Origin of the sequence: Streptomyces sp. CB03238, assembly GCF_002099185.1 — a bacterium.
Taxonomy (GTDB): domain Bacteria; phylum Actinomycetota; class Actinomycetes; order Streptomycetales; family Streptomycetaceae; genus Streptomyces.
Genome location: NZ_NBCN01000008.1, coordinates 127,567 through 140,491, shown reverse-complemented (window position 1 = coordinate 140,491; position 12,925 = coordinate 127,567). Strand labels below are relative to the sequence as shown.

At 69.6% G+C, this 12,925-nt stretch carries 16 protein-coding genes; 5 read left to right on the top strand and 11 right to left on the bottom strand.

The annotated features are described in order from the left end of the window. Positions 1-148: 148 nt before the first annotated feature. Both BKD26_RS16610 and BKD26_RS16605 read right to left on the bottom strand, forming a co-directional pair. Positions 149-952, bottom strand: a complete 804-nt coding sequence (locus BKD26_RS16610) for a DUF4239 domain-containing protein (RefSeq protein WP_084898660.1) — start codon at positions 950-952, stop codon at positions 149-151. 92 nt (positions 953-1,044) lie between these two features. Continuing rightward, positions 1,045-1,350, bottom strand: coding sequence for a DUF2530 domain-containing protein (locus BKD26_RS16605; protein ID WP_084898658.1), 306 nt, complete (start codon positions 1,348-1,350; stop codon positions 1,045-1,047). A gap of 193 nt (positions 1,351-1,543) precedes the next feature. Between BKD26_RS16605 and BKD26_RS16600 the strand changes: the two genes are divergently transcribed. Next, positions 1,544-2,998, top strand: a complete 1,455-nt coding sequence (locus BKD26_RS16600) for an NCS2 family permease (RefSeq protein ID WP_084898656.1) — start codon at positions 1,544-1,546, stop codon at positions 2,996-2,998. 535 nt (positions 2,999-3,533) lie between these two features. Here BKD26_RS16600 and BKD26_RS16595 read toward each other — a convergent pair. After that, complete coding sequence (locus BKD26_RS16595; protein ID WP_084898910.1) at positions 3,534-3,713, bottom strand: ribbon-helix-helix protein, CopG family; 180 nt, start codon at positions 3,711-3,713, stop codon at positions 3,534-3,536. 130 nt (positions 3,714-3,843) lie between these two features. Between BKD26_RS16595 and BKD26_RS16590 the strand changes: the two genes are divergently transcribed. Then, a complete protein-coding gene (locus BKD26_RS16590; RefSeq protein WP_073757279.1) occupies positions 3,844-4,287 on the top strand; it encodes a MarR family transcriptional regulator in 444 nt (147 codons plus the stop codon). A gap of 30 nt (positions 4,288-4,317) precedes the next feature. Further along, positions 4,318-5,658, top strand: coding sequence for an MFS transporter (locus BKD26_RS16585; protein ID WP_084898655.1), 1,341 nt, complete (start codon positions 4,318-4,320; stop codon positions 5,656-5,658). Between the two features lie 43 nt (positions 5,659-5,701). Here BKD26_RS16585 and BKD26_RS16580 read toward each other — a convergent pair whose 3' ends face one another. Then, positions 5,702-6,211, bottom strand: coding sequence for a GNAT family N-acetyltransferase (locus BKD26_RS16580; RefSeq protein ID WP_084898653.1), 510 nt, complete (start codon positions 6,209-6,211; stop codon positions 5,702-5,704). 52 nt (positions 6,212-6,263) lie between these two features. On the opposite strand from BKD26_RS16580, the gene thpR reads away from it, so the two are divergent. After that, complete coding sequence (gene thpR, locus BKD26_RS16575; RefSeq protein ID WP_084898651.1) at positions 6,264-6,836, top strand: RNA 2',3'-cyclic phosphodiesterase; 573 nt, start codon at positions 6,264-6,266, stop codon at positions 6,834-6,836. A gap of 128 nt (positions 6,837-6,964) precedes the next feature. On the opposite strand, the gene BKD26_RS16570 is transcribed toward thpR, so the two are convergent. The 3 genes from BKD26_RS16570 to BKD26_RS16560 all read right to left on the bottom strand — a co-directional run bounded on the left by BKD26_RS16570 (position 6,965) and on the right by BKD26_RS16560 (position 9,219). Then, positions 6,965-7,951 carry an aldo/keto reductase gene (locus BKD26_RS16570; protein WP_084898649.1) on the bottom strand — a complete coding sequence of 329 codons (987 nt, stop codon included), beginning with the start codon at positions 7,949-7,951 and terminating at the stop codon, positions 6,965-6,967. Positions 7,952-8,010: 59 nt separating this feature from the next. Further along, a complete protein-coding gene (locus BKD26_RS16565; protein WP_084898647.1) occupies positions 8,011-8,604 on the bottom strand; it encodes a Uma2 family endonuclease in 594 nt (197 codons plus the stop codon). Between the two features lie 108 nt (positions 8,605-8,712). Then, the gene (locus BKD26_RS16560; RefSeq protein ID WP_084898646.1) at positions 8,713-9,219 is read right to left on the bottom strand and encodes a MarR family winged helix-turn-helix transcriptional regulator; all 507 of its coding nucleotides are present in this window, start codon (positions 9,217-9,219) and stop codon (positions 8,713-8,715) included. Positions 9,220-9,284: 65 nt separating this feature from the next. Between BKD26_RS16560 and BKD26_RS16555 the strand changes: the two genes are divergently transcribed. Continuing rightward, positions 9,285-9,740 carry a carboxymuconolactone decarboxylase family protein gene (locus tag BKD26_RS16555; protein ID WP_206603689.1) on the top strand — a complete coding sequence of 152 codons (456 nt, stop codon included), beginning with the start codon at positions 9,285-9,287 and terminating at the stop codon, positions 9,738-9,740. Here BKD26_RS16555 and BKD26_RS16550 read toward each other — a convergent pair. Genes BKD26_RS16550 through BKD26_RS16535 form a run of 4 tightly spaced genes read right to left on the bottom strand, consistent with a single transcriptional unit; the run spans position 9,727 to position 12,861 of the window. Then, on the bottom strand, positions 9,727-10,338 hold the full coding sequence (locus tag BKD26_RS16550) for a hypothetical protein (RefSeq protein ID WP_241518691.1): 612 nt from the start codon (positions 10,336-10,338) through the stop codon (positions 9,727-9,729). The two genes, BKD26_RS16555 and BKD26_RS16550, sit on opposite strands and share 14 nt — an antisense overlap. Continuing rightward, positions 10,335-11,789, bottom strand: coding sequence for a hypothetical protein (locus BKD26_RS16545; protein WP_084898907.1), 1,455 nt, complete (start codon positions 11,787-11,789; stop codon positions 10,335-10,337). The genes BKD26_RS16550 and BKD26_RS16545 overlap by 4 nt, the downstream gene beginning before the upstream one ends. 43 nt (positions 11,790-11,832) lie before the next feature. Then, entirely contained in the window at positions 11,833-12,312 is a 480-nt protein-coding gene (locus BKD26_RS16540; protein ID WP_084898642.1) for a hypothetical protein, read from the bottom strand. Between the two features lie 42 nt (positions 12,313-12,354). Continuing rightward, positions 12,355-12,861: a MarR family winged helix-turn-helix transcriptional regulator gene (locus BKD26_RS16535; protein WP_084898641.1), complete on the bottom strand. Its 507-nt coding sequence runs from the start codon at positions 12,859-12,861 to the stop codon at positions 12,355-12,357. Positions 12,862-12,925 lie beyond the last annotated feature (64 nt).

The window sequence follows — 12,925 nt, the reverse complement described above, 5'->3', positions numbered from 1 at the left end:
AGATCCGACTCCGGTAGGACGCAGATGGTCCCGTGGCCGTACGGGCCGGTCCCGTGCCGTGCCCGGGTGGCGGTGCCCCCGTCGCGGCGCTCGGTGTGCAACGCGACCGCGGGCCATGCTCCGGAGGACCGGCCCCCAAGCGGCGCGGCTAGGCGGCGATCCGCTTCGGACGGCCCTGTTCGTCGCAGGGGAGGCGGTTCTTGCCGTACGCCGCGATGAAGTCCTCGGTCACATCGTGCTCGACGGCCGTGATGGCGCTTGGCTGGATCTGGATGACGCCGCTGAAGGGCCGTTCGACGTCCCGGATGACCAGCATCACCCCGGTGAGCAGGCCGGTCAGGACCACCAGCCCGGCCGAGATCAGGACCGTGTTCCTGCGGGGCAGGCACAGGGCCAGGGTGACGATCAGGATCGCGAGGGCGGCGAGCATCAGGTAGTACACGGGGTTGGGAATCGCCGGGGTGGCTTCGGCGAGCCGGGTCTGACGAGCCTGCGAGCGGTCCTTGTCGGCGGATACCAGCATGCCGAGCGCGGGGGCGTCGCTCATGCCCTGGAGCGCGACACGGAAGTCGGTGCTCCAGGCGCTCGGCGCCGTCGAGCTCCGGCCGTCGGCCATCGCGGGCCACTCCTCGGACCGTACGGCGCGCAGGTAGCAGACGACATCGGCTTGCAGCCGCTGCCGCTGGGCGGGCGGGGCGAAGTCGGCCGCCTCGAACATGTGGTCCACCACACCGGCCTCTTGGCGTACCGCCTCGTCCGCATTGCCGTTGGAGGTGGACGCCGTGACGAGCACGAACGCGAGGACGAAGATCGTCAGGGTCTGGAGGGGTGCGATGAAATCCCGCACTGTCAACGGCTCGGTTCCGGTGGCCTCGATCCGGCCGCGCGTGAACCAGTGGGCCACGAGTCCCACGATGAGCGCGGCACAGGCCACCGCGATGGTGATGATCATGGGTGCATGATCGGCCGCATGCGGTGCGGCGCAGGCGGGCCGACACGCAGCGCGCGGCCATTCATTACCTGATCAGATCAGCGCGGGGACCCTCAGGGGCGGGTGGCGTCCGGGGGCTCATGCGGCTCGTTGGGCCGCGTCCGCGTCCGCGTCCGCGCCTGCGCCCGCTTGAGCGCGGCGTCACGCCTGCGGACGTACCAGATACCGATCAGGCCGAGCCCGCCGCCGGCGAGGCAGGTCCACACCCACCACGTGAGGTCGCGGTCGGCGAACCAGCCGTAGAAGGGGACCTGCACCAGGAAGAGGGCGAACCAGAGGATCGTGCCGCCGGTGATCGTGGCGACGACCGGCCCCTCCAGGGGTTCGGGTGCCTCGTGCTTGGGGGTCCACTTCGCCATGCGCACAGTGTAGGCGGGGGGCTCGGAGGCCCCCGGGGACCCTTGCGGGGCGGGGTTCTACGCGCGGAGATACCGATCTTCGCATGATGCGTTCATACTGAAACGTCTTGTGTCTGACCGTTCCTTTTGTGTGAATGGCCAAATGTGATCGGTCATGACCGCCCTCGCCCCCACCCGCACCATGAGGTTTCGCATGCCCTCCTCGGCCACCGCGCTGATGGACGCCGGCGCCCAGCCGCCGTCCCCCCAGCAGCCGACCAGCGGCCTGGACCGCTTCTTCAAGATCTCGGAGCGTGGCTCCACGGTCGCCCGAGAGGTACGCGGCGGATTCGCGACCTTCTTCGCGATGGCCTACATCATCGTGCTGAACCCGATCATCCTCGGCAGCGCCAAGGACATGTACGGGCACCAGCTCGACAGCGGTCAGCTGGTCACCGCCACCGTGCTGACCGCCGCCTTCTCGACACTCCTGATGGGCGTCATCGGCAACGTACCGATCGCCCTGGCGGCCGGTCTCGGCGTCAACACGGTCGTCGCCCTCCAGCTCGCGCCCCGGATGTCGTGGGCGGACGCCATGGGCATGGTCGTGCTGGCCGGCTTCGTGGTGATGCTGCTCGTGGCGACGGGCCTGCGCGAGCGGGTGATGAACGCCGTACCCATCGGCCTGCGCAAGGGCATCGCCATCGGCATCGGCCTGTTCATCATGCTGATCGGCCTGGTCGACTCCGGTTTCGTCTCCCGCATCCCGGACGCCGCCCACACCACCGTCCCGCTCCAGCTCGGCGCCACCGGGCACCTCACCGGCTGGCCGGTCCTGGTCTTCGTCCTCGGCGCGCTGCTCACCCTCGCGCTGATCATCCGCAAGGTGCCGGGCGCGATCCTCATCTCGATCGTCGTCATGACGATCGTCGCGATGGTCATCAACGCGGTCGCGACCATCCCGTCCTGGGGCCTGACCACCCCGAAGTGGCCCGGCAACCCCGTCGCCACGCCCGACTTCGGGCTCATCGGGCAGGTCAGCCTCTTCGGCGGCTTCGAGAAGGTCGGCCTGCTGACCGGCTCGTTGTTCGTCTTCACGGTTCTCCTCTCCTGCTTCTTCGACGCGATGGGCACGATCCTCGGCGTCGGCGACGAGGCCAAGCTGATGGACAAGGACGGCAACTTCCCCGGCATCAACAAGGTGCTCCTGGTCGACGGCCTCGCCGTCGCCTCCGGCGGCGCCAGCTCCTCCTCGGCCACCACCTGCTTCGTGGAGTCCACGGCGGGCGTCGGCGAGGGCGCGCGTACGGGCCTGGCGTCCGTCGTCACGGGCGCGCTCTTCTCGGTGGCGCTCTTCCTCACCCCGATCGCCACGATGGTCCCCTCCCAGGCGGCCACCCCCGCGCTGCTGGCGGTGGGCTTCCTGATCCTGGCGGGGTCCGTCAAGGACATCGACTGGAGCGACTTCACCATCGCGGTGCCCGCGTTCCTGGCGATGGTGATGATGCCGTTCACGTACTCGATCACCAACGGCATCGGCATCGGCTTCATCGCCTTCAGCGTGCTCCGCCTCGCGGCCGGTCGCGGCCGTGAGGTCCCGGTGGCGATGTACGTCGTCTCGGCGGTCTTCGCCTTCTACTACGCCATGCCGGCGCTGGGCCTCACGTAACGCCGGCTTCACCCCGCGCCGTCCAACGGCGCGGGGCCCGCACCCCGTGAGGGCCCCGCATTCCCTGACGGCGCGGCCCACGCCCCGGCGCTGGGCCGTACGCGCCCGCCGGGGCCCGCCCCGTGCCTCCCGAGCCACGCGGCCGCTTCCAGGGGAGCGAAACGTACCGTTCGACGGCCACCGGCCGGGGTGGGGCCGTGCAGGGTCGTCCCCGCAGAGGTTGGCGGCGACCGTTGGGCTCCCTATCCGACGTAACCCAAGGCCGCCGGCCTCGAGGAGACGAGCCCGGAGGGGCCACGCCCCCACCCACCGGCAGGCGCCGCCCCGCACCGCGCCCCGAAGCGAACCAGGAACGTGCGCCCGCCGGGCCCGCCAAGCCGCCGCAACCGCCCGAGCCACCAAACCGGGCAACCGGACCGGGCAGCCGGACCGCAGCCAAACCGGGCAACCGGGCCGGTCAGCCACACCGGGAAGCCGGGGCCACAGCCAAACCGGGCAGGGGGCCGGGCAGCCCGCCCGGCCGCCCCGCGCGGGGCTACGCGCCGTAGAACCGGTCCGTCTCGTCCACCGCCGCCTCGAAGCGTTCGTCGAAGTCGTCGCGGACCAGCGTCCGGACCACGTAGTCCTGGACGCTCATTCCGCTTCGGGCGGCATGGCGCCGGACCCGGTCGAGCAGCTCTCCGTCTATCCGCAGGCTGAGCACTGTCGATCTCATGCCGCCCAGGGTCGCCGCCCCACCCCGCCCCCGCGTCACTTTCCGGCGCCCTCTCACTCATTCGGGTGACCCGTACCACTCCCCGCCTACCGGGTGGTATTTAGCCTGGGTAATGAGTTACGCTAAATACATGCCTGACCTCTCCCACGGCGACCCCGCTGACGCAGCCGCCGTGAACGCCTTGCGCTCCGCCGTCATGCGGCTGGGCCGACGCCTCAAGCACCAGCGCGTCGACGAATCGCTGAGCCCCACCGAGATGTCGGTGCTCGGCACCCTCGCCCGCTGCGGTTCCGCCACCCCCGGTGAGCTGGCCCGCAAGGAGCACGTCCAGCCGCCGTCGATGACGCGCATCGTGGCGCTGCTCGAAGCCAAGGGCCTGGTCCGGCTGGAGCCGCACCCCGACGACCGCCGGCAGAAGGTCGTCAGCCAGACCGAGACGGCCGAGGCCATGCTCGAGGAGTCCCGCCGCAAGCGGAACGCCTGGCTGGCATCCCTCGCCGAAGGTTTGGACGAGGACGAGTGGGCAAAGCTGCGTGCTGCCGCACCCGTGCTGGAGAAGCTCGCACACCTGTAAGACGTACGACGCACCAAGGAGGCGACCCTTTTGAGTACGGGACCCGGAGCAGCAGACTCCGCACCCGCACACAACCCCAACCACCACGACACGACCGGCAACCGGACCTTCTCCTCGCTCAAGGTCCGCAACTACCGGCTCTTCTTCACCGGGGCCATCGTCTCCAACACCGGTACCTGGATGGCCCGTATCACCCAGGACTGGCTGGTCCTCAGCCTCACGGGCTCCGCCGCCGCCGTCGGCATCACGACGGCGCTGCAGTTCCTGCCGATGCTGCTCTTCGGCCTGTACGGCGGTGTCATCGCCGACCGCTACCCCAAGCGCAACCTGCTGATGCTCAGCCAGGGTGCCCTCGGTCTGTGCGGTCTCGCGCTCGCCGTCCTCACCCTCTCCGGCCACGTCCAGGTCTGGCACGTCTACCTGATCGCGTTCCTGCTCGGCATGGTCACGGTCGTCGACAACCCGGCCCGCCAGTCCTTCTACTCCGAACTGGTCGGCCCCGCCCACGTCCGCAACGCCGTCAGCCTGAACTCGGCCAACTTCCAGTCGGCCCGCCTCATCGGCCCCGCCGTCGCGGGCGCCCTGATCGCGTCCGTCGGCAGCGGCTACGCCTTCCTGGTCAACGGCCTGTCCTTCCTCGCCCCGCTCGCCTCCCTCCTCCTCATGCGCAGCAGCGAGCTGCACCAGGTGGAGCGGGCGCCGCGCGGCAAGGGACAGCTGCGCGAAGGGCTGCGGTACGTCGCCGGCCGCCCCGAGCTGATCTGGCCGATCGCGCTCGTCGGCTTCGTCGGCACGTTCGGCTTCAACTTCCCCATCTGGCTGACCGCGTTCTCCGACGACGTCTTCCACGCCGGAGCGGGTACGTACGGCTTCCTCAACACCCTGATGGCCGTCGGCTCCCTCGCCGGCGCCCTGCTCGCCGCCCGGCGCGGCACCTCCCGGCTGCGGCTCCTGGTCGGCGGGGCGGTCGCCTTCGGCGTCCTGGAGATCGCCGCCGCGTTCTCCCCGTCCTTCTGGCTGTTCGCGCTGCTGCTGGTGCCGATCGGCATGTTCGGCCTGACGGTCAACGTCACCGCCAACTCGTCGGTCCAGCTCGCCACCGACCCGGTGATGCGGGGCCGGGTGATGAGCCTCTACATGATGGTGTTCGTCGGCGGTACGCCGGTCGGCGCGCCCCTGCTGGGCTGGATCACCGACACCTACGGCGCCCGCGTCGGCTTCGCCACGGGCGGTGCCGTCTCGCTGGTCGCCGCCGTGGTGATCGGCCTGGTGCTGGCCCGGGTGGGCGGGCTGCGCCTGAAGGTCGACCTGCGCCCGGGCCACCCGCACGTGCGGTTCGTCCCGCGCGAGCAGCTGGCCACGGCGGCGTAACGGCCGGGAAGGGGCCCACCTCGCAAGCGGTGGGCCCCTTCCGTCACACCCGCCGCTCCAGCACCTGCCCCGGCCACTCGCCGACCGTGAAGGCATCCGTGGGCGTGAATCCATGGCGTACGTAGTAGTCCACGAGCCGCCCCTCGCCGCCGGCGAAGCAGTCCACCCGCAGCAGCGAGACGCCCCGCCGCCGGGCCTCCTCGACCGCGTGCGCCAACAGCGCCCCGCCCACGCCCCGCCCGTGGAACCGGATGTCGGTGGCCAGGAACCGCACGTACAGCTCCGGCTCGTCGGCGGGGGCGACATCAGGCCCCGGGTACGGCGTCAGCGTCAGCGTTCCGGCCGGTACGCCGCCGATCTCGGCGATCCACGGCGAGCCCTCGGTGACGGTCTCGTGCACGCGCCGCACCGCCCGGGGCTTGGACGACCACGGCTCGGTGCCCCACTGGGCGGTGATGCCGCGCGCGTTCAGCCAGACGACCGCGCTGTCCAGCATCCCGAGTATCGCGGGGATGTCGTCCGCCCCGCCCTTCCTGATCCTCACACGCTCCATCGGGCGAGAATAAGGCGGGAACAAGGTGCGTGGATCATGCCAGACTCAGGTCATGAGGCTTTTCGCTGCCGTGCTGCCGAGCCGCGTGGCCGTCGACGAACTCGGCGTCGTCGTCGACCGGTTGAGGGCCCTCCCCGGCGCCGGCGACCTGCGCTGGACGGGGCGCGACGGCTGGCACTTCACGCTCGCGTTCATGGGCGAGGTGGACGACGGGCTGGTGCCGGAACTGCGTACCCGGCTCGCCCGCGCCGCGCACCGCACCGAGCCGTTCCCGCTGCGCCTGCACGGGGGCGGGCGGTTCGGGCGGCGCGTCCTGTGGGCGGGCGCGGCGGGCGGGCTGGACGAGATGCGGCTGCTCGCCGAACGCGCGGACGCGGCCGCCCGGCGCTCCGGCATCCCGATGGACGAGCACCGCCGCTACCACGCCCACCTGACGGTGGCCCGCGGCCGCACGGACGCCACCGACCTGCGCCCGTTCGTCGAGCGGCTCCACGACTTCGAGGGCACGCGCTGGGAGGTGGCCGAGCTCGCCCTCGTACGCAGCAACCTCCCCGGCGGCGGTGGCGCGGGTCGGGGCCCGCGTTACGAGACGGTCGGGTCCTGGCCGCTCGGGCGGGCCGGTTAACCTCGAAGGGTGGACCCGAAAACCCGTAACCGGATCATGGCCGGTGTACTCGTGCTGATGTTCGTGATCATCGCCGTGGCGGCCGCGGTCGGCTGACCGAGCCGCGGCCGCTCCGGCCTGTCGGCGCCTCACCAGGCGAAAGCCTCCGGGGACGGCCCCGGTCCCGGGAAGATCGCGTCCAGCTCCGTCAGGACCTCGTCCGACAGCTCCAGCTCCACCGCGCGCAGCGCGGAGTCGAGCTGCTCGGCGGTACGCGGCCCGACGATCGGCCCCGTCACCCCCGGCCGGGACAGCAGCCAGGCCAGGGCCACCTCGCCGGGCTTGAGCCCGTGCTTGTCCAGGAGGTCCTCGTACGCCTGGATCTGGAGGCGTACGTCGGTGTTGGCGAGGGCGTCCGCCGACCGGCCGCTCGTGCGGCGCGCCCCCTCGGTCTCCTTCTTGATCACCCCGCCGAGCAGCCCGCCGTGCAGCGGGGACCAGGGGATGACGCCGACGCCGTAGTCCTGCGCGGCCGGGATGACCTCCATCTCGGCGCGGCGCTCGGCCAGGTTGTAGAGGCACTGCTCGCTGACGAGCCCGACCATGCCGCGCCGGCCGGCGATCTCGTTCGCCTGGGCGATCTTGTAGCCGGGGAAGTTCGACGATCCCGCGTAGAGGATCTTCCCCTGCTGGATCAGTACGTCGATGGCCTGCCAGATCTCCTCGAACGGCGTGCGCCGGTCGATGTGGTGGAACTGGTAGAGGTCGATGTAGTCGGTGTTGAGCCGCTTGAGGCTGCCTTCGACGGCCCGCCGGATGTTCACGGCGGAGAGCCGGTCGTGGTTGGGCCAGACGTTCCCGTCGGCCGCCATGTTCCCGTATACCTTGGTGGCGAGCACGACCTTGTCCCGGTCGCCGCCCCGGGCGAACCAGGAGCCGATGATCTCCTCCGTACGGCCCTTGTTCTCGCCCCAGCCGTACACGTTGGCGGTGTCGAAGAAGTTGATGCCCGCGTCGATCGCGGCGTTCATGATGGCGTGACTGCCGGGCTCGTCGGTCTGGGGTCCGAAGTTCATCGTGCCGAGGACGAGTCGGCTGACCTTGAGTCCGGTGCGTCCGAGCTGCGTGTACTTCATGGACGTACAGCCAACGCCTTCGAGCGCCCTCGAAGCAAGGGGGCGCCGGGCGGGGCGGGTCAGTCGCGGGGGAAGTCGGCGGTGGTGAGGGTGAGGCCGAGGGGGGTGCGGGTGAGGTCGATGTCCACGCCGAAGGCGACGGTCGTCTCCGTGAGGTAGTCGTCGCCCTTGGGCTGGGTGTAGAGGTGGCACCTGCCCTGATAGGGGTCAGCGATCAGGTAGACGGGCACCTCTGCGGCGGCGTAGACGGCCTTCTTGGGGCCGTAGTCGTTCGCGGCGGTTTCCTTGGAGATCACCTCGGCGATGAACTCGACGTCCTGGTAGCGCCACCGGCCTTGGCTGTCCAGTACCGCGCCGTCGCGCATCTTCGCGACATCGGGGCAAAAGCCGTTCAGGCGGCCGGGGAAGTCGATGCGGACGTCCGAGGTCACTTCGGCATCCATGCCGAACGTGTCCTCCAGCGCTCGAACGATTCTGCGAATGATCCGCCAGTGCACCGTGCGCTGCGGCGACATGTAGGCGACCCCCCCGATGACATCGATCCGGTATCCCTCGGAGAAGGGCCCCCGCTCGAGCGACTCGAACATCTCGTCCAGAATTCGCTCGTCGTTGCTCTCGGCCATGTGGATCCTGTCGTCGTCTACGACGGTCATCGTGGCGCTCCTCCCCGCTGCCGCGTGATCGCATGCAGCCGCGCATATCAACGATACGCAGGCAAGGGTCGACATGCCGGTGGCGACAACTCGCCATTCAGTGAGAGGTCACGCCCCGCCCAGCCACCCCGCCGCGTCGAGCCGGAACGCCTCCGCCGGGACGACGGTCCGCAGCGCGGCCTCCATGTCGTCGAGGCGCTCGGACCCGAGGGCCCGGGCCCATTCGCGGTGCAGCTCGTCGAAGATCGCGGCCGAGCGGGCGAGCGCGTCCAGGCCGTGCGGGGTGAGGCGGACGAGCTTGCGGCGGGCGTCGGCGGGGTCGTCGGCGCGCTCGGCGTACCCGAGGGCGACGAGCCGGTCGACGGTCTTGCCGGCCGCCTGCTTGGACACGCCGAGCCGCCGCCCCACCTCGCTGGCGGTCGCGCCGCCGGTCCCGACGGCCTGCATGGCGAAGCCGTACGCGGGCCGTACGTCCGGGTGGCCCTGGCGGGCGAGTTCGGCGTGGAGGCGGTCGATGAGGGTGCGGAACCCGGCGAAGAGGAGCAGGGGCAGCTCATGACCCTTGCCGTGTTCGACAACCTGGTTTACCTTTTTATCGTCAACCATGTTGTCCATCTTAGGAGTGGCACGTGTTCGTCGACCACACCCTGGAGTCCGCCCCGCCGGCCGCCCACCCCGTGATGGAAGCCGTCTCGCGGCGGATGGGCGGCCGGCTCCCGGCCGCCGTCGCCCGCATGGCGACCTCGCCGGAGCTGCTGGAGGGCTTCATGACCCTCACGGCCATGTTCGACCGCACCACCCTGGACCCCATCGCCCGCGAAACGGTCATCATGACGGTCGCCACCCGCAATGGCTGCGAGGTCTGCGTGGACCTCCACGTCCGCAAGCTCCGCGCCCTGGGCGCCGGCGCGGAGGTCATCGCCGCCCTCCGCGCCGGCACCGCGCTGCCCGACGAACGCCTGGAAGCCGTACGCCGGTTCGTGAACGCCGTCTACGCCACGACCGGCGAGGTGCCGGACGAGGACCTCGCCGACCTCCTCGCCCACGGCTACACGGAACGCAACGCCCTGGAGGTCGTCATGGGCATCGGCACCTACACCATGTCGACCTTCGCGAACCGGCTCACGCGGGCGTAGTGGGTGGTGGCGAGAGGCCGGGCTCGATGGTCGACCTGATGTAGATGCGGGTGCTGCCGGACTTGTACTCGTGGGCGAACAGGGCGACGCAGTAGGCGAGGTAGCGGCCCTCGGTCGTAGGGGCGTTCTCCGGACAGAAACTGGTCCGCCGCAGCCCCGTAGTGAGGGTCTCCGGCTCAGGCAGCCCGAGGTGCGCGAACCCCGCCATTGGGGCGTACCCCTGGGGCTCCGGGTGGAGGTTCTTGTTCAAGGTCACGTCCGACGGCACCAGGCGGTCGAGATATGCGTTCGCGTCGGCGGTCGGCAGGGTGAAGGCCAGAATCCCGGTGTCGTAGCGGGAGCTGGTGCGATAACCGGCTCGCCGGTCGGATGCTTCCGCGGGTATGCGCACCCCCATTTCGCCACTGAGCCAGGCCGGCGTCGCGCCGTCCCTCCACTGGGAGCTCTCCGCCTCGTAGTCGGACAGCCACTTGTCCATGAGCAATGCGAACACCAACACCAAAGCGACGGCGGAAGCGACCGCACTCCCCGCGATGACCAGTGCCCGGCGCAGCGGCGACCACCGGCTCCGCGCCACGTGTCCTGCGGTACCGCTCACCGGAGGCCCACCCCCGGGCCCTGGATGCTCTCCCGCCCGGGATCGGTCCGTCCGTCGTCCCGACCAGGCTCATCGGGGGCAGGCGGCGGGCCGCTCACCTCGTCCCCGAGTTCGTAGTGCTTGACCGAGCTACTGCCGCGCATGTCGTATTCCTGAGCCAAGCCGTTGGTGTGCAGCTTGCCCATTTCTCCGTCCGGGATCTGAAAGGGACCGATGTTGACGCCCTTGCCTTCGTCCCAGTTGTACCTGTCCCATGCGTTGACCTGGTAGTCGAGGGCTACCGTGGGAGGCTTGCCGTCGGCGCCCGGTGTCACGGTGACGACACCGGTGACGTTCGAGCGGGTGGAACCCACCGCGTAGTACCAGTTGTCCTGTTCGTTCGGATCGAAGCTGTGCTCGTAGTTGCCCGTCTCCACAGGAATGGACACGGATTTTCCGCCGGACTTTTCGAACTCCTCCAGAGCCTGAGTGCGCCACCTCTGCCGGTGATCAGCGATGTTCTGCTCGACGAGGGTCCTGAACTGGGGGTCGTCGTACATCATCTTGTCGACAGGCAGGTCCATGGGGGATCCGGAGTTGTTCAGGTAGTGCTTCATGTTGCGAGCCGCGTCGGGCATACCGAGCGTGTCGGCTCCCGCGACGAGCATGTCCGCTTTCTCGTAGGTCATGTGGTCCCCGAACCCCGGAGAGGCGGAGCCGTGCCTGCCCGTCCCCGCATCCGGTGCGATCCTCTTCACCGTCGGGGTCAGCAGTCCGGCCGCCAGGAGGTTGTCCTTCTGGTCCTTCCACAGCTCCGCCCGAGCGTCCGGGCTCAGCGACTTCCACAGCCGCTGAAGCTCGGCTCGCTGCTTGCTGTCGGCGTCGCCGCCCAGCGAGGCCAGATTCATCGCGCGCGGAAGCTGGTCCTCGTCCAGGGACGTGTACGTGGCGTGTCCGGCGTTGTGCGGGTCACCCCCGTGGCTGCGCTTCAGGGCCCGGGTCGCGGCCGCGTCCACCTCCGCGGCGTGGGCGATGACACCCGTGATCGTGTCGGCGTACCACTGCATCAGGTCCTTGGTGCGCTGTGTGGTGCCCTCGGGAGCGCACATCATTTCCATCACGCGTACGGTGCCGTCGCCCGCGTCAGTCACCAGAAGGCCGGCATCCTTCTCGCTTCCCCTCGCGGCTTCCTCCGTGAGGGCCTTGGCCCGCTTCTGGAGGTTCACCAATTCCGCGTGCGCATCGACGAGGACGCTGTGAATGCTCGCCGCCTCGGCCTGCAGGTCCGCGAACTCCTTCGTGGTGCTACGGACGAAGTCCTTGGTGACCGTGGCGTTGACACCCTGCCACCGCGCTGATTCGGACTTCTTCAGCAGCCCGTCCCTGGCCGCGGTCTCCAGCTTCGCCAGTTCCCCGGCCATGATTTTCCAGTCGCCGACCGCCGTGCTCAGCTTGCCGAGGTCCATGGTCATCAAGTCTGTGTACGTCAGTGTCGCCACTGCTGCTCATCCCTCGCTAGCGTACGAGCTTGGCTATCTCGGAGACCGGCACCGCCGAGCCGTCACGGCGGCGGAAGGAAGCCTCGATCTGGACGTCGTTCTCCCTGTAGGACTTCTTCGAATAGTCCAGGTGGTTGGATATGTGGGCGCACATCTGAAGCACGGTCTTGACCTGTGAGGTCCACACCGACAGCGCTGTCAACAGCTCGCCGCCCATGGCCATATGGTGGGAGGACAGTTCCTGGGCCGCCTGTGCCGTCGAACCCGAACCGTTCTTGTCGCTGCCGGCGCCCGCGATGTCGGCATGCTTGTGCAGCAGCCCGTGCAGTATGAACGCCTCGTGACCCACGGCACCGAGATCGTCTTGGGTCACCACCAGGTCGCGATGCGCATGCGACCCCTCACCGCCGGGGGCGGCCGTGTTGATCCTGGTCCCGGCCGACTGCTGGTCTCTCGCCGATGACACCAGTTCTTTCCACTCGCTGTCGAACGCCATCGTTTCCCCCGTGCGGATGGTGATCAGTTGGAACTGACCACTCTAGGCCGTCAGTTCGGGTGTCGGCCTTTCATTGGCGCTCGCGGCCTCGATGTTGGTGATCATCCGGCGCAGGACCTTGAGCGCGGTGACGTACTCGTCGTCGCTGATGCCCTCATGGATCTCCGCCCGGAGGCCGGTCACCAACTCCTTGATACGGGCTTTGGCGGCGCGGCCCTCGTCGGTGAGGTGCAGGTGCTGGTCGTCGTCCAGGCGCAGCCAGCCCCGGTGGAGCAGGTGGTCGACCGCGCGGGAGGCGTCGTGCGGGGTGTCCGCGACGTCGGCGAGCCTGGCGGCGATGACCTCACGGGTGACGTGGTCGCCGACGTCGACCCGGTTGAGCGTCCACCACTGGGGCTGGGTGACGTCCGCGCGGGCCATGGCGTCGCGGATGTGGTTGATGACGGCCTTGTGGACGACGCCGCTCCAGTAACCGATGGGCTGAGAGGCGAGGTCGACGTCGGTGGCGGCGGGGTCGGCGGGGGCGGGTGCAGTTGTTGTCGTCGTCATGCGGACGACCGTAGGACCTCAACCGCGCTTCGGGTCAACTCCCTTACGGGACAGGTCCCTCCAC